At 39.3% G+C, this 16,471-nt stretch carries 11 protein-coding genes and 1 pseudogene; 3 read left to right on the top strand and 9 right to left on the bottom strand.

What is annotated here, in order from left to right:
* The first annotated feature begins 150 nt into the window (after nt 1-150).
* Entirely contained in the window at nt 151-1,014 is an 864-nt protein-coding gene (gene speE, locus H5126_RS16240; RefSeq protein WP_010554937.1) for a polyamine aminopropyltransferase, read from the top strand.
* A gap of 180 nt (nt 1,015-1,194) precedes the next feature.
* Here speE and H5126_RS16235 read toward each other — a convergent pair whose 3' ends face one another.
* The 3 genes from H5126_RS16235 to H5126_RS16225 all read right to left on the bottom strand — a co-directional run bounded on the left by H5126_RS16235 (nt 1,195) and on the right by H5126_RS16225 (nt 4,707).
* The gene (locus H5126_RS16235) at nt 1,195-2,796 is read right to left on the bottom strand and encodes a methyl-accepting chemotaxis protein (RefSeq protein ID WP_182720101.1); all 1,602 of its coding nucleotides are present in this window, start codon (nt 2,794-2,796) and stop codon (nt 1,195-1,197) included.
* Nucleotides 2,797-2,861: 65 nt separating this feature from the next.
* A complete protein-coding gene (locus H5126_RS16230; RefSeq protein WP_182720102.1) occupies nt 2,862-4,094 on the bottom strand; it encodes a hypothetical protein in 1,233 nt (410 codons plus the stop codon).
* Nucleotides 4,084-4,707, bottom strand: a complete 624-nt coding sequence (locus H5126_RS16225; RefSeq protein ID WP_182716555.1) for a methylamine utilization protein — start codon at nt 4,705-4,707, stop codon at nt 4,084-4,086. Before H5126_RS16225 ends, H5126_RS16230 begins: the two co-directional genes overlap by 11 nt.
* A gap of 158 nt (nt 4,708-4,865) precedes the next feature.
* Between H5126_RS16225 and H5126_RS16220 the strand changes: the two genes are divergently transcribed.
* Nucleotides 4,866-6,908 carry a glycoside hydrolase family 97 protein gene (locus tag H5126_RS16220; RefSeq protein ID WP_182720103.1) on the top strand — a complete coding sequence of 681 codons (2,043 nt, stop codon included), beginning with the start codon at nt 4,866-4,868 and terminating at the stop codon, nt 6,906-6,908.
* Nucleotides 6,909-6,927: 19 nt separating this feature from the next.
* On the opposite strand, the gene envZ is transcribed toward H5126_RS16220, so the two are convergent.
* Nucleotides 6,928-8,244 carry a two-component system sensor histidine kinase EnvZ gene (gene envZ, locus H5126_RS16215; RefSeq protein WP_182720104.1) on the bottom strand — a complete coding sequence of 439 codons (1,317 nt, stop codon included), beginning with the start codon at nt 8,242-8,244 and terminating at the stop codon, nt 6,928-6,930.
* 5 nt (nt 8,245-8,249) lie between these two features.
* Nucleotides 8,250-8,969, bottom strand: a complete 720-nt coding sequence (gene ompR / locus H5126_RS16210) for a two-component system response regulator OmpR (protein ID WP_002959552.1) — start codon at nt 8,967-8,969, stop codon at nt 8,250-8,252.
* A 195-nt stretch (nt 8,970-9,164) separates the two neighbouring features.
* Here ompR and H5126_RS16205 point away from each other — a divergent pair.
* Nucleotides 9,165-9,305 (top strand): annotated as a pseudogene (locus tag H5126_RS16205) (transcription elongation factor GreB); the annotation flags it as partial.
* A 95-nt stretch (nt 9,306-9,400) separates the two neighbouring features.
* Here H5126_RS16205 and H5126_RS16200 read toward each other — a convergent pair.
* The 4 genes from H5126_RS16200 to H5126_RS16185 all read right to left on the bottom strand — a co-directional run bounded on the left by H5126_RS16200 (nt 9,401) and on the right by H5126_RS16185 (nt 16,367).
* A complete protein-coding gene (locus H5126_RS16200) occupies nt 9,401-10,687 on the bottom strand; it encodes a hypothetical protein (RefSeq protein WP_165724145.1) in 1,287 nt (428 codons plus the stop codon).
* A gap of 516 nt (nt 10,688-11,203) precedes the next feature.
* Entirely contained in the window at nt 11,204-13,714 is a 2,511-nt protein-coding gene (hsdR, locus tag H5126_RS16195; RefSeq protein WP_165724147.1) for an EcoAI/FtnUII family type I restriction enzme subunit R, read from the bottom strand.
* A complete protein-coding gene (locus H5126_RS16190; RefSeq protein ID WP_240915905.1) occupies nt 13,714-14,901 on the bottom strand; it encodes a restriction endonuclease subunit S in 1,188 nt (395 codons plus the stop codon). The genes hsdR and H5126_RS16190 overlap by 1 nt, the downstream gene beginning before the upstream one ends.
* Nucleotides 14,901-16,367, bottom strand: coding sequence for an N-6 DNA methylase (locus tag H5126_RS16185; RefSeq protein ID WP_165724150.1), 1,467 nt, complete (start codon nt 16,365-16,367; stop codon nt 14,901-14,903). Before H5126_RS16185 ends, H5126_RS16190 begins: the two co-directional genes overlap by 1 nt.
* Nucleotides 16,368-16,471 lie beyond the last annotated feature (104 nt).

Below are 16,471 nucleotides of genomic sequence, written 5' to 3'. Positions count from 1 at the left end.
CACTATCCACTAGGCTAACAAAAATTGAACTTTCACTCACTCCTAACTAACTTTATTCGTCAAATCAGTTAAAATGTCATTGAGCAAAACGCCAAGCACTGGCAGAATTGCCCCTTTTTCATACTCAACCTAAAAAGTGTAATAGTAACTATGGCAAATTTAGATCAAAGTAAGTGGTTTACTGAAATTAGCGACCGCGATGGCAGCGCATTTTCATTACGTATTAATAAAAAGTTAGATGAAAAACAGTCTCCTTTTCAAAAGGTAGAAATGTTTGAAACCACAGACTTTGGTAATTTAATGATCATCGACGGGTGTACTATGGTAACAACCCGCGAAAACTTCTTTTATCATGAGATGATCAGCCACCCTGCACTTTTAGCGCATCCAAACCCTAAAAACGTCGTTATTATTGGCGGCGGCGACTGCGGTACTTTACGCGAAGTATTAAAACACCCAGGCGTAGAAACTGTAACGCAAATAGATATAGACGAAGTAGTAACGCAAATGTCGTTAAAATACTTCCCAGAGCTTTGTGAATCTAATAACGACGCCCGTGCAACGGTTATGTTTGACGACGGTATTAAATACATGCGCGAAGCCGCTGGCGAATCTATCGACGTGGTTATTGTTGATGGCACCGATCCGGTAGGTCCGGGTGAAGGTTTATTTAACCATGCGTTTTACACAAGCTGTTTAGATGCACTGCGCCCAGGAGGTATTTTAGTGCAACAAAGTGAATCGCCACTTATGCACATGCCATTATTAGTTGAAATGCGCGAAGCAATGCTAAGCGTAGGCTTTAACGATTTACAAACATTACCATTCCCACAACCAATTTACCCAAGCGGTTTATGGTCAGTAACACTTGCACGTAAATCACAAGCATTTGACGGCTTTAGAGAAGATGGCGCGGCACAAATAGCCGAGCACAGTGAATACTACAATAGCGGTATTCATCATGGCGCACTCGCTACACCTAACTACATGAAACGCGCTTTTGATAAAAAATAATACTAATTCACTTTAGGCTTTGTTGACTTCTCAAGGTTAAAATTGCATTAAAAAAGGGACTTTTAAAGTCCCTTTTTATATTTATAATGACTATTCAAACTGAGCTCGAGCTAACAAACAACATAAGTACAGTTATATTTTAAAACCTTAAAGAGCTATCTAACCAAATAATCAGCTTATTTAAACTTTAAATCGATGCACTAAATGATTTAGCTCATCAGTCAATTGTTCCATTTTTTTAGATACATCCTCAGTAGTTCGAGCAAGCGCCCCCCCTTCTAAAGTTTGATCGTTTAATGATGATAGGTTTTGACTTATTTCATCTGCAACCGTTGTCTGCTCTTCAGTCGCTTGCGCTGTTTGCATCGCCATATCATTTACTTTAGTAGACGAGCTTTGCATTGCATTAAGCACATCATTAGTTTGACTAAACGAGCCAACCGCATCATCTGCAAATTGCTTACCTTCATCTATCGCTTTAATTGATTGTTCTACGCTCGTTGCAAATTGCTCTATCATTTTTTGAATATCGTTTGTGCTTACTTGCGTGCGTGTAGCCAATGTTCTTACTTCATCTGCTACCACAGCAAAACCTCTGCCATATTCACCAGCTCGCGCGGCTTCAATAGCAGCATTAAGCGCCAGCAGATTTGTTTGCTCTGCAATTGCACGAATAACCTCAAGTACTTTGGCAATGTTATCAGAACTTTGTTGTAGTTCTGTAGAGCGCGCCATAGCTTGCTCCATATTTTGCGACAAAGAAATAATACGAGAACTAGAGTGCGCAACCGCTGTTAGTCCTTGCTGAGCTAAATTTAACGATTTATCAGCTTCTGTTGATGATTGCTGAGCAACACCTGCAACTTCTCTACTTGCTACACTCATCTCATGCACTGCACTTACTATTGACTCAGAGGCTTGGCTGAGCGTTTGATTTACAGCATTGTTTTTATTTGCAACCTGACTTAACTCACCTCCTAATTCACTTAGCTCTTTTGATTGCTCTAAAATATCGCGAATTAATTGCTGTAAGTTGTCGAGAAATCGATTGAACTGCGTTGCAAGTTCAGAAAACTCATCTTTAGACGTTATAGCGATCCTGCCAGTTAAATCGCCATCACCAGAGGCTATATCGTTAATACGAGAAGTTACATAGTTAATTTGCTGTGTTAATTGCTTAGGAATAAGGTAACTAAACCAACACGCCACTAATAAAATTAATATGACAAAAATAAGCATAGTTAACTTAGTTGAAGCAATTGTGTCTGATAGCTTTTGAACTTCTTCAACCGATGTTTGCTCTGCTAATTCACCAGCTTGATCAAGCGTAGCTCTTAATTCGTCAAATGCTTTTTCTGATTGAGACTGTTTTTTTAGATTTGTTTTATCATTCATATAGGCCAGTGAAGCGTTTAACCAAGTATTATAAGTATCATCAAAACCGCGAAGCCCATTTATAGCTTTTGGATAATCCGATAACAAAGCTAAGTACTGCTCTAACCTTTGCGTTACTTGCTCAGCATTTTCTTTATGCTCTTGCAAATAAGCTTCTTTATTGTCGTTATGTGCGACTAAATTTAACTCAGCAACCTTTGCTTGATACAAATCCCTGTCTGCACTCAAAGCAAGAGACACAGCCTTAATAAATTTATCGGATTGCACATCTAATGCATTTTTTTGTAAGTTAATTAAGTATGAATACCCAATAATTAACGACAAGATAGCAATACCTAAAATAACAATAGGAAAAGAGACTTTGACGCGGATACTATTCAAATTCATTACTTACTCCAAAAAAAACCATATTTAATACCTACCTTTTTGATAATAAATCTAGTTTATAAAACCTAAAATCGCCATTGAGCGTTTAGCATTATTTGCTGCTGCGAGATTCGTTCATTAAATCCAATTGGCTCTCTATTTTTTGCAACACTTTTAAGTGCAGAACCTTCAACCCCTATTTGTAGTTTATTAGTGAGCTGGTAGCGCCATGTTGCGGTTAAACCTTCCCCATTGCTTGCATTAGGATCAAACGCAGTAGTGTCGTTATCTGTCACTTTAAAGTAATCGTAGCGTACAGAAACTCGATGCTTGCCTTCTTTATGGCTTAACATTAAATAATGGCTGTAAAAGGCATTATCTATTAAAGCATTAGCGCCCATTTCGGTTTTACCATTAAGTACCTGTGCTATAAAGCGGGTTTTATTATTAAACTTATAAAGCCAAGCGGCGCTTGTAAAGCGAGTATCCCAAGCATACTGCCCTGTACTAATATTAAGTGTGGTTGGGTCACCGTTATTGTTGTAATAATAAATTCGAAATTGTGATTTTTTTAAGTAATCCCAGTGTACGCCAGCGTAATAGCCAAAACGTCCGTCTACTTCTTCAAACGGTAAAACCTGATTAGCTTGCCAGCGTAATTCATACGCATTTAATGCCGCTACAGGCGCAAATTTAACACTTTCGCTAAATGTAGTTTGCCTATCGTGTAATGCAAAACCACGCCAAGCAAGTAAAGTACCGGCAGGGTCATTGCCTTTAAATGTAGCACCTACAAAACTAAAGCTATGAGCGCTGTTAAAACGTTTTGCTGGGCGCTTAATAGTTATCTCTGCGCCAACAGTGCGTACTTCCTCGCCAATCCAGCTATTAATAGCTGAGTTTGTATAGTTATAAGGAGAAGTCCACCCTATATCAGGGTTTTCAAGCGACATAAGTGGATAAAAGCCCCCTACACGCACATGCCATTTATAGTTGCTGTTAGATAGCGGCTGATACTTTACATAAGCTTGCGTAAAACCAAGGCCAACGTCAGGATCTTGATTCGCATTTAACACCCCATGAGCCGACCAACTAGATGCTAAATCAACATTAAAATCTAAAATACCTTGGGATAAAATAAGTTCGTCGCTTTTAGTATCGTGTCGATATAGCCCAAGGCCGCCCTCTTGGAAGCTACGTGTATCGTCACCCTGCACGGCTCTAATTTGTATCAAGCCTTTTACTTGTGCATACAATGCATTACTAAAACATAAAGCACCGGCTAAAAATATCAGCCTCGTTAAGCGATTAATAGTCATCAAATTCATCCGTAGCAAAGTCAATTTGCTCCGCAATTTCCTGCTTTACCTTATAAGTGATCGGGTTAGTAGCCACAGTAACAGTTTGAGATTCAACCTTACTAATATCACTAAACCCAGAATGCCAAACACTTAATGTGTATTCGCCTACATTGGCATTTAAATCAACATGACCATTTTCATCAGTGATTGCAAAAATAGTACTATCGACCACTACAATATAACCTAACATCCAATCATGAATGTTACAGCCAAGCTCAACGACCCCTGTTTGATCAAAAGTAATGGGCGCTTTTGGGTGCTCCTTATATAGCTTTAATTCAAATGTTTTAGCTTTAGAAAATGAATAAACGTGATGCATGATTGAGTCCCCATTCGGAAACTCTACCTTTGCATTTTGTGGGACAACTAAAATACGCGGCTTAAATTCTCGATTTTGCTGGGTCATCGCATAAGGTGCTTCTGGAGGAATAACGCCATAGGAATCTCCTGCAGTTAGCCACACAACAGCATTAGGTAATGGGCCATTATTAGCATTTTTAATTGTTATATTTGCTGCAAAAACTCCAGTACTAACACTTAGTAAAAATACACAAAGTAAGCTTTTTATCATTTTCTTGTCGCTATTATCAATTTGTTTACATTATAGACCGATTAAACCACTAAATTCTTTCTATTTTTTAAAACATTGAATACGTATGTAGGCAGTCGTATTAATCATCAACAGTCATTATCCTTAAATGTCACCACCGACTCATCTAAGGACACACCATGAGAATCCCTGCACTTGTGCTTTTAGCCTTTGCTAGTAATAGCTACGGACAAACTGTAGAGCTAAAATCGCCAGACACACAAATAACAGTAAGCATCTCTGACGAAAACAACACGCCAAGCTACGCAATAAAATTTAAAAACAAAGCGGTTATAAACAAATCTTTACTGGGGTTTGAATTTAAAACACAAGCGGCCTTTAGCGACGGTTTTAAAATTAAAAGCATTGAACAACAAAGCGTTAACTCGCAGTGGCAACAACCTTGGGGCGAACGCCAAAACGTTGTTGACGAATATAACGAAGTAGCCGTTACCTTTACAAAAAACGAGCCAAATAAAGGTACCTACACTATTCGATTTAAAGCATTTGATAGTGGTGTAGGTTTTAGATACGAAGTGCCACAACAAACCGGCTTCGAACATACAGAAATAACCAAAGAGCTGACTGAGTTTGCAATAAACAATAGCCATGATGCAACAGCATGGTGGATACCTGCTCGTGGCTGGAACCGCTACGAATATGTTTACAACACTACTCCACTTAACGAAGCTCCACTAGCTCACACACCATTTACGTTTAAAACAAGTGACGGTACTCATATTAGTATTCATGAAGCCGCTCTTGTTGATTACGCGGGTATGGTGCTTAATCAGCGCCGTCCAGGCACATTTACAGCAGACTTAACCCCTTGGTCAGATGGTGTTGCCGTTAAAAAACAAGGTGCTTTTAAAACACCATGGCGCACCATTCAAATAGCCGACAGCGCTGTTGGCCTAGTTAATTCAGATATAATACTAAATTTAAACGAGCCTAATAAACTCGGTGACGTGTCGTGGGTTAAACCTGGCAAATACGTCGGTATTTGGTGGGGTATGCATATAAACACGCAAACTTGGGGTAGCGGTAAAAAACACGGCGCCACTACGCAAACCACAAAATACTATATGGATTTTGCAGCGCAGTATGGTTTTGATGGCGTACTCGTTGAAGGCTGGAATATTGGCTGGGATGGCGATTGGTACTTTAATGGCGATGTATTTAACTTTACCAAACCGTACGACGATTTTGATATAACAGCGCTTGCTCAATACGGCAAAGAAAAAGGCGTACATCTCATTGGCCATCACGAAACATCAGGCAATGTAAGCAACTACCGAGACCAAATGGAAGATGCCTTTACACTTTACGAAAAGTCAAACGTCAGCCAAGTAAAAACAGGTTATGTAGCCGATGGCGGAAATATAAAACGTATAGACAAAAACGGTATTGCGCGCCATGAATGGCATGACGGCCAATTTATGGTTAACGAATACCTTCATAACGTAAAACTTGCAGCTAAACATAAAATTAGCATCAATACGCACGAGCCAATTAAAGATACAGGCCTGCGCCGTACTTACCCAAACTGGATCGCGCGCGAAGGTGCACGCGGGCAAGAATATAATGCATGGGGTTCGCCTCCTAACCCACCAGAACACGTACCAATGCTTGCCTTTACCCGCATGCTCTCTGGCCCTATGGACTTTACGCCAGGTATTTTTGATATGAGCTTTAATGGTTTAGGAGGCGATACAAACCGCCCACAAACTACACTTGCCAAACAACTTGCACTTTATGTTGTGTTGTATAGCCCAATTCAAATGGCTGCCGACTTACCTAAAAACTATTTGGCTAAGCCCGACGCATTTCAATTTATTCAAGACGTACCAACAGATTGGCAGCAAAGTATTGCCCTTGATGGCGAAGTAGGCGACTTTATTGTATTTGCCCGTAAAGAACGTAAAAGCACTAAATACTCAGGAAACGATTGGTACCTAGGTGCTGTTACTGACGAGAAAGCCAGAACAATTGAGGTGAAACTCGACTTTTTAGAGCAAGGCAAGAAGTTTGAAGCACAAATTTATAAAGATGGTAAAAACGCAGAGTGGAAAAACAATCCGTACGATATAGCTATCGAAAAACGTATTGTGACTACAAACGATAAACTTACGCTTAAACTGGCCACCAGTGGCGGTACTGCTATTCGCTTTAAAGCACTTTAATACAATAAAACCCCTGCATTTATTGTGCAGGAGTTGATACCTTGATTGGCAAATATACTTGTGCACTTAAACCGCCTTCTGGGCGGTTTTCTAGTTTTACTTTACCGTCGTGCATATCAACAATGCGTTTAATAATGGCAAGGCCTAAGCCACTACCTTCACTGCCACGTGCAGCATCGCCTTGCTTAAAGGGCTCAAACACAGACTCTAATTCGTTTTCAGGGATCCCAGGACCACTATCGTTTACAGCGATAACTACATATTTTTTGTTTAAATTAAAGTAACTAAGTACTTCAACATCGCCCTCAGAATAACGCAGCGCATTACCAATCATGTTGGTAATTACACGTTTAATAGCCACAGAGCTTAAGGGTATATTGCCTATATTTGGATTACTTTTAAACGTAATAGTACGTTGATGCTGAAGCTCAGAATTAACAACCTCGGCAACTAAAGCATTTATATCTTCGCAACTTAGTTCTTCACGTTTATGGTGGCGTAAATACTCAATAAACTGATCGATAATCCCGTTCATATCTTCTATATCGTAAATAATACCTTCACGAAGATAGTCATCTTCATCAACCATCATTTCGGTGGCTAAACGGATACGCGTAAGCGGCGTACGTAAATCATGCGATACACCAGCCATTAGTAAACGGCGGTCGTTTTCAAGTGCGGCAATTCCGCGCGACATTTGATTAAACGCGCGCGTTACTTCTATTACTTCTGTTGAGCCTTCTTCTTCTAATTTGGTAGAAAAATCGCCTTTACCTACTTTTACTGCAGCTTGTTGCAGTGCTTTTAATGGCCTATTAAGGTGCCTTGCAAACAACCACCCACCCAGCACACTTAAAAAGCCAATACTTGATAAGTAAAAAGTTAAAAACTCTAAGTTATTCTCTTTAAAGCCTTTAAGCGGTACTTTTACCCAATAACCTGGCGCTTGCGGTGCTTCAACCCAATAAATTAATGGATCAGTTTGGCTAATACGTACACGAGAATAACCACCAAGTTGCTCAGTCATACTACGCGATAGCATAGAATATTCGCGGCTTTGTCCAAGCCCTTGACGCATTGCTTCGCGCTGCGTCATTACTTCAATGCCGGTAATTTCAAAAAACTTCGCAGATACTTCGTCGTTTATCTCAACGCCATCTTCCCAGTCAATAAATACCGTTTTAATTTGCTTAGCAAGCATCAAGTTAACTTGCTCAATAGTTGGTTTTACAACATAAAAACTAACCGTAACATAAGACACTATTTGATTTATTAGCAACAAAGCCGCCACTAAAAAAACAGTTTGCCCAAAAGCACTGCGCGGAAACATGCCCATAAATATTACTTTTCACCGTCGGGAACAAACACATACCCCAAACCCCAAACGGTTTGAATATATCGAGGATTAGCAGCATCTACTTCAATCATGCGGCGAAGTCGCGACACTTGCACATCAATACTTCGCTCAAGCGCACTGTAATCACGTCCACGCGCCAAGTTCATTAGCTTATCGCGGCTAAGTGGCTCACGCGGATGCGAAACAAGCGCTTTAAGCACTGCAAACTCACCACTGGTAAGCGATATTGTTTTATCCCCTTCACTCATTTCGCGCGTTGCTAAATTAAGCGTAAATTTACCAAAAGCGATTAAGTTTTCTTCAGCAGCTGGAGCACCTGGCACTTCTTTTGCGCGGCGGCGTAAAATTGCTTTTATGCGAGCAAGTAGCTCACGTGGATTAAATGGTTTTGGAATGTAATCGTCAGCGCCAAGTTCAAGACCAATAATACGGTCTACTTCGTCGCCCTTTGCAGTAAGCATAACAATAGGAATTTCATTTTCTTTTTGGCGTAGTCGGCGGCAAATAGATAAACCATCCTCGCCTGGAAGCATTAAATCGAGAACCATTAAGTGAAAGTTTTCTCGCTCTAGGAGTCTATCCATTTGCTCCGAGTTTCCTGCGGTTCTAACAATAAAGCCTTGCTCTACTAAATAACGTTCAAGCAAACTGCGTAAGCGCATATCGTCATCAACAACTAATACTTTTGTGGTCTCGTGTCCCATAATCTCTTTCTTATTTTTATATCCAATTACTAGTTAATATAAATGAAAAACTTAATAATCAAAAACTAATTACTTGCTTAGATTGTTACTGAACATTTCAAAGCTTCCTTACTCGTACTTTATTACATTTTACGCTCGACAAGTTTTGGCAAATTTAATAACGTGCACACCATTAGAGTTAATAAAGAATTGGCCATGAAAACAAATTTAGTTACCCGCGAAGGTTACTTGCAATTACAACAAGAGCACGATCAACTATGGAACGTAAAACGCCCAGAAGTAACAAAAATAGTTAGCTGGGCAGCCAGCCTCGGAGATCGCTCTGAGAACGCAGACGATAACTTATAACCCCAGAAAACATACTATGCATACAAAGTTCACATTAAAAACAACAACTTATAAATAGTACACGTACTATTTTAATGTACTCTTCAACTTAGTAAAGATGGAACATTAAACTCAATTGTTGCACCTGATATCCAGGAGTCCAAAACCTCCTCATTTGTTAAATGAAACCAGTTAAAGCAATCTTCATTAAATTCCCTACAAAAAAAAGCCTCCATTTCTGATACTCTAATATTTTCAGGCAATCTACGAGTGTAAACAGCAGAGTAATTCTTTCTTTTTATTAAGTCTAAATACTCTTCTATTCTCTTTGTTAAAAGTTTATCAGATATGTAACTGGGGATATTTCTGTTATATAAATATGCACTTAAATTTCTTGCTTCTTTGTATACAACATAGCTAATAATCGGTAATGAATAATTTTTGGCAAGGTACTGTAAAAGATTCCCAAAACGGAGTGATTTTTGCACTGTAACTTTAAAGTCACAACAAGCGTCTTCTATAATCAACAGGATGTTGTATATCCTATTTTTTTCCAATAGTTCTTGAATCTCCTCTACATCATTCTTACTAACTTTGCGAGCGCAAATATCATCATATAACCTCTTAGTTAATTCGCTAACTGAGCTATATTCCTCAGAGTAGCGTAAGTACAATCCAAAGGAGTTGATGAATGAAGTCGAATAAGTTGGCAATTCAGATAAAATATTATCTTCGCGAATAAATAGATGCAAACAAGCGCCTAGAAAAGATCTTATAGATTCACGACCTTGAGCTTGAGCCTCCCTAAAGTCATGCTCAGTGATGCGGACTAAAAAACCTTTGGAAATTAAGCTTTTCATCATTCTTTTTTCTGCTTCTTCGCAACCGAGAGTTTCTGAATGAGCATCGTAATGATGCTTAATCGGCGCCTTATTGCCATCATTAAACCGTGTAAGTAGAAGAAATAAATATAGTTTTTCGATATATGTTAAACAAGAAATTGTACTTTCAGACTTTAGCCTCTGCTCAATATACTCACCTAACTTTTCTATTGTTAATTTTCCATCTTTTAAATAGCACTCAACAAGGCAACTTTTACACACATATCGCTCAGACTCAAACTGCTCAATGCACTCTTTACGAGTAGAAAATAGTTTTTTTTTATTGCAGCTATCGCAGTTAAATGCTGAATGAACATTGGTACAGCTACTTTTACTTTTTATTATTGACAAAGGCTTATCTAGTTTGCTTTTAAATTCTTTAAATACATTTTGAGCATTATTTGCAAATTTAATATTCTCACCTTTCTCTAATTCCCAAAATTGATTTATTAGTTCAACTTCAGCTTCACTAACCGCTTGTTCATAACAAATATAAGCGTAATTTTTCATTTTTTTCCAGACAAAGAAAGCCTAAAGAATTGGCTTCAATTAGTTTATTAGTAATTTATTACTATTCTAAATGTAAAACACCTAAATTCAAACAAAGTTAACAATATACATTTTTACTTTCATTTTTATAAACTAAGACTGAACTATTACATCTATAACTTGCTTTTATGCTATGGCTGGGTGCAACAGTATTCCCTATTACAGCAAATTAAGTAGAGAATGATATGGGTATCATGATGTGTCTGGATTTAAACGAAAATGTTTAATTAGTCATTAGAAATTCGATAAACAAAATAACGTAAGTGCATAGCTAAATGAATTTAAAAAATTCCTGAGGAAAATTTGAAACTTATGCTCAAACGCGTTGGCTACAGTATAATATTCTGAGTATCAATGTATGAGTAAACGCTATTAAAGCAGTATTTATTTGAACCTGTTATATGTAGTAGCTCAGAGACATCAACTTGAGAAAGTTAATTCGTTGTTCCTCCGCTTACAGATAGTTATATAATTTAACTACCTTGCATACAAATACTTCTGAAAACCAATAAACGTATCGCGTATCGCTGTCGGTGATCCAAACTCAATGGCGGCGTCGTTAATGGTGTTGTATTTAAGCTCTACTAAACTGCGCATTTTTTTAGGTGCGAGTTCTTGCACGCCATCTTCAATGTATTTACTTAATATAAAGTTTATAAACTCTTGTTGTTTATAATCGCTAAAAGCAGAGTTTATTTTAGGTTTTGCTTGTTGAGCTCGTTCAGTGCGTGTTTGTGCCTCTGAGGCATACGCTACGTAGGATAAAACATCGTATACATCGCTGTCTTGTGCATCAATTACGGCTTTCATACTATCGAGTTTTTCGCTATCGTAGCCCGCTTCGGTTAAATCTTCTAATAGCTTTTCGCGAGTGGTTGGATCGCTCCAGATTTCGCGTAGTTGGTCTTCATTTTCAAAAAAGCGCGGTAAGTCGTCAAACATACGTTCAACAAATTCTTTTGCTGTAATGGGCTTGCCTTCAGCATTCCAGTACATTGCTGAGGAAATATGCTTAATTTGTCGTGTACGGCCGTCTGAGAGCTTTATTTCAAGCTTTTCACATACACATGGTCTTTCGCCACATTTATCACAGCCTTCAGGCTCTGGTTTTTCACAAATACATAGTTTTTGTTCACACACCTTGCACGGTTTCTTTTCACCGGCTCCATCCCCGCCAGTGTCTTCACATTGGCATGGAGTTGTGCCGCACTCTGAGCATACTTCGCTGGGTATTGGCTCGCCATCCCAAGCAGGGTCGGCAAAGTTATGGTGCGCTTTTACAAAGTCGTAAATTGTAAAGTAGTCTTTGCCATCGTATGTGCGAGTGCCTCGCCCTATTATCTGCTTAAACTCAATCATATTCTTACAAGGGCGCATAAGCACAATATTGCGTACATTACGTGCATCTACACCGGTAGAGAGTTTGCGTGAGGTGGTTAAAATTGTCGGAATGGTTTTTTCGTTATCACAGAAGGTTTTTAAATCATTTTCACCCGCGACACCATCGTTAGCGGTGACACGAACACAATAGTTAGTGTTGGTAGTCCAGCCTTTTTTAACTGCGTACTGATTAATAAAATCGCGTACCATACCGGCATGAACTTGTGTTGCACAAAACACGATGGTTTTTTCTTTAGGATTAAAGTGATCCATCCAATAGTGCACACGGCGCTCTTCGCGCTGAGGTATGGTAATAATACGGTTAAAGTCACCTTCTTTATATAGTTTACCAGGCTCAGGATCGCCTTTTACAACAACACCATCTCCCTCTATGTACTTGTACTCATCCATAGTGCCAACAATGGGTAACACTTTAAATGGCGTTAAAAAACCATCGTTAATGCCTTCTTTTAATGTGTAGCTGTAAACGGGTTCGCCAAAGTAACCATAGGTATCAGCGTTATCGGTACGCTTTGGTGTGGCAGTTAAGCCTAGCTGAACTGCGGGTTCAAAGTGTTTAAGAATATCGCGCCAAGCACTTTCATCATTCGCGCCACCACGGTGACATTCATCAATAATAATTAAATCAAAAAAATCAGCTGGGTATTGTTCGTAATACGGGTTTTCTGCCTTTTTGAGTGGCGCATTTTCATCTTCTTCTGTTGTGGCTTCTTTTAATTCAGTTTTAGGCCCACACATAAGAGTATGAAAAATTGTAAAAAATACGCTAGCATTTTTCGGCACACCGCCTCGTTTACGTATATCTTCAGGGGTGATACGCACAATGGCATCATCACCAAACGAATAAAAATCGTTAAACGCCTGATTAGCTAATATATTACGGTCGGCCAAAAATAAAATACGGGGGCGCTTTTTAGCAAGGCTAACGTCTTTTTGTGCAGTTAAGCTCCAACGAGTTTTAAATAACTTCCATGCGGTTTGAAAGCCAATACAGGTTTTACCTGTACCTGTGGCCAATGTTAGCAGGATGCGATTTTTACCTTGGGCAATGGCTTCAAGAGCATTATGAATGGCGTTTTCTTGATAATAACGCGGTGCCCAATCGCCTTTGGCCTCAAAGGGAATAGTAGAGAACGCATCACGCCAAGCTGTCGTATAATCCGCTTCTGGTGCATCGCCTTTTTGCTCAAAGGTTAACTCCCAAAGCGCTTGGGGAGACATATATTCATCTACCAGCGTCTCAATACCTGTGAGCATATCAATCTGGTAAATCTCATGGCCGTTGGTGGCATATGCAATACGGCATTGCAGGCGTTGTGCATAGTCTTTCGCTTGGCGCACACCTTCGCTATAAGTAAGGCTTTCTTTTTTTGCCTCTACTGCGGCAAGCTTACGGCCTTTATATACCAACACATAATCGCAAGGCACTTTGTTAGCGCGTTTGCCACCCGCCATAATTTGGCCTGGGCAAATAAGCTCACGACGAATAAAGCTGCTATCAACTTCACCCCAACCTGAAGCAACCAATTTAGGATCAATTAAATCCGCGCGTGTATCTGCTTCGTTACGCATCCTTGCTTGTGACATTAGGCCACTGCTCCTTTGTTTGTATCAACCTCAAGCGTTTTCGTTAACTTACCTGAAAAGGCTTTTTGTAGGATAGATTTTTTGAGTTCTTCGATATTTGTAAGTTTTTTCATGTAAAGACTTTCTAGTGATTCGATCTCTTTCTCTAGAATTTTTAGGTTCTTAATAACCTCATGTTGTCCATCTAAAGAAGGCATTGGAATTTGAAGGCTTCTCACGTTGTCTTTAGTAATTGTTTGTGTTGCTGCACCTTTTAGTCTTGGCGCTATTTGGGCTTTCCCACTACTAGAGTTTAAATAGCGGTAAATATATTCATTATTCGCTTTGGATGGATCCAAGCGAATTAAAAATAAATTCATTGCTAAAGAACAAGGCCGGTCAGTTTCAGGCATAAAATACACCTTTCCAGCATTTCCTATTTTACTCATAATAATTTCGCCACCGAACAATTTACTCTTTGTTAAATAGTTATAAGCATGCTCGGTAATATATCGCTTTTCATTTTTGAATTTCTTTTCAAAGTCAGTACTTCTAACCATCCAAGCAAAATCTTCCTGCTCTTTTAGTTCTACATGTTGCTTTAAAACTTTATAACTACCATTAGCATGATAGTCAGTCAGCACATCTACCACATCTCCCAACTCAACACTCTGAACCTTTTTACCACGCTGGCTAAACACTTGCTGCAAGTAGCTTTCAAACAGCTCGCGGGCGTTTTTGAGGTTTTGCTCAGTCTTGGCGCGGGCTTGTTCTATGTCGGCAAAGGCCTGTTCGAGTATGGCGACGATGCATTTTTGTTCTTTTATTTCGGGAATTTGAACACTAATCGAATAAACATTATTTCTATTTATTCCTGGCTTTACACCAGTTGCTAAACTAGGTAAATCTAAACGAGATAATAAGTGATAAATAAACATTAAATCGTATTTCGTAGCATCAAAATTCACAAAATAAGTGACGTCTAAGGGCCAAAACTTCTCTTCTGTTAGGGTAATTTCTCCAGCCGATCCTTTACGCCCAACAATAATAGTTTTTTTATCAAAATAGAACTCATCACTTCGGCACTTAACTCCATTAGCTCCATATGCTGGGTATAACCCATCAACCTTTCTTTTGACCTTATCCAAAGGCTTTCCATACTCAAGAGTAAGAAAGTCACCTATTTTCTTTTTCCTCCAACCTTCCATCACAACAACTCCTGAATTTTACCCAGAATTGCTTCGCTTTCTTTATCCAGGGCGATGATTTCTTCAATGATTGCTTGCGGTTCACGCAGTGGGGCTTCTTCTGCTTGATTGGGGTTTTTAACCGATAAATCCCATGTTGCCTCATCCAGTTCAGTTGTTGTTAATGACCAAGACTTAGCACTATCTGCAAAGTCTTTTTGTAGCTCGATAAATTCTTTTAAGTCTTTGTCGTTTAGTGGATTGGTTTTACCCAAGCTGCGGCCAGGATCTAACTGATAGAACCAGGTTTTTTGTGTCGGCTCGCCTTTGGTGAAAAACAACACCACAGTTTTTACCCCTGCGCCTAAAAAGGTTTTGGCTGGGCAATCGAGCACGGTGTGTAAGTTGCAGTTTTCTAATAGCTCTTTGCGTAAGGCAATGGCGGCGTTATCGGTATTCGATAAAAAGGTGTTTTTAATAACAATAGCTGCACGGCCACCAGGCTTTAGCATTTTGATAAAGTGCTGCAAAAACAAGAAGGCAGTCTCACCGGTTTTAATCGGGAAATTTTGCTGAACTTCTTTACGCTCTTTACCACCAAACGGTGGGTTAGCTAATACAATGTCGTGCTGGTTGCTTGGGGTAATGTCTTGTAGGTTTTCGCCCAGGGTATTGGTATGAATAACGTTAGGTGCTTCGATGCCATGTAGAATCATGTTCATAATGGCAATAACGTACGCTAACGACTTTTTCTCTTTGGCGTAGAAAGTGTTTTCTTGCAGGGTTTTTAAGTCACTGGTTGAAAGCTGTTTATTGCTAGCACCACCTTGGCGAAGGTAGTCGTAGGCTTCACATAAGAAACCCGCCGAGCCTGCGGCACCGTCGTATATGGTTTCGCCAATTTGCGGCTGTAATACATCGATCATGGCGCGAATCAATGGGCGTGGTGTGTAGTATTCGCCCCCGTTACGGCCAGCGTTACCCATGTTTTTGATTTTAACTTCGTACAGGTGTGAAAGCTCGTGCTTTTCTTCTTGTGAGCGAAAACGTAATTCGTCTACTTTTTCGAGTGCGTCGCGAAGTGAGTAGCCACTTTGAATTTTGTTTTTGATCTCGCTAAAGATTTCACCAATTTTGTATTCAATAGTGTCAGGGCTTTTAGCACGTAACTTAAAACCTTTGAGGTAAGGGAATAACTCGCCATCGACAAAATCCATTAAGTCGCTACCTGTTAAGGCGTTATCGTGATCAAACTCACCATTAGCGGTTTTAGGTGCAGCCCATGAACTCCAGCGGTACTCTTCATCAATAATATATTGGTAGTCTTCTGCCATTAACTCGGCTTCTTGAGACTTGGTAAACTCTAAGTCATCAAGGTATTTTAAAAATAGCATCCACGACGATTGCTCGGTGTAATCTAGCTCACTAGAGCAGCCTGCATCTTTATGAAAAATGTCGTCGATATTTTTAAAGGTTTGTTCAAACATGTAAGTTAAGTCCTTGCTAGCCAGAGAGTTAAAGATGATTTATTTTACTTAAAGCAACTCACTCGCTTATTTATATTCCTGAGGTAATAGTGATTAATATACCC

This window comes from Pseudoalteromonas sp. SG45-3 (genome assembly GCF_014164075.1).
In the GTDB taxonomy this organism is placed as follows: Bacteria; Pseudomonadota; Gammaproteobacteria; order Enterobacterales; family Alteromonadaceae; genus Pseudoalteromonas; species Pseudoalteromonas distincta.
Note: the sequence above shows the minus strand (reverse complement) of the source record. Positions and strands in the feature narration are given on the sequence as shown.

What these genes read in the sequence shown, in the direction of transcription:
- speE (WP_010554937.1), top strand. Translation starts at nt 151, where the DNA reads ATGGCAAATTTAGATCAAAGTAAGTGGTTTACTGAAATTAGCGACCGC.
- H5126_RS16235 (WP_182720101.1), bottom strand. Translation starts at nt 2,796, where the DNA reads ATGAATTTGAATAGTATCCGCGTCAAAGTCTCTTTTCCTATTGTTATT.
- H5126_RS16230 (WP_182720102.1), bottom strand. Translation starts at nt 4,094, where the DNA reads ATGACTATTAATCGCTTAACGAGGCTGATATTTTTAGCCGGTGCTTTA.
- H5126_RS16225 (WP_182716555.1), bottom strand. Translation starts at nt 4,707, where the DNA reads ATGATAAAAAGCTTACTTTGTGTATTTTTACTAAGTGTTAGTACTGGA.
- H5126_RS16220 (WP_182720103.1), top strand. Translation starts at nt 4,866, where the DNA reads ATGAGAATCCCTGCACTTGTGCTTTTAGCCTTTGCTAGTAATAGCTAC.
- envZ (WP_182720104.1), bottom strand. Translation starts at nt 8,244, where the DNA reads ATGGGCATGTTTCCGCGCAGTGCTTTTGGGCAAACTGTTTTTTTAGTG.
- ompR (WP_002959552.1), bottom strand. Translation starts at nt 8,969, where the DNA reads ATGGGACACGAGACCACAAAAGTATTAGTTGTTGATGACGATATGCGC.
- H5126_RS16200 (WP_165724145.1), bottom strand. Translation starts at nt 10,687, where the DNA reads ATGAAAAATTACGCTTATATTTGTTATGAACAAGCGGTTAGTGAAGCT.
- hsdR (WP_165724147.1), bottom strand. Translation starts at nt 13,714, where the DNA reads ATGTCACAAGCAAGGATGCGTAACGAAGCAGATACACGCGCGGATTTA.
- H5126_RS16190 (WP_240915905.1), bottom strand. Translation starts at nt 14,901, where the DNA reads ATGGAAGGTTGGAGGAAAAAGAAAATAGGTGACTTTCTTACTCTTGAG.
- H5126_RS16185 (WP_165724150.1), bottom strand. Translation starts at nt 16,367, where the DNA reads ATGTTTGAACAAACCTTTAAAAATATCGACGACATTTTTCATAAAGAT.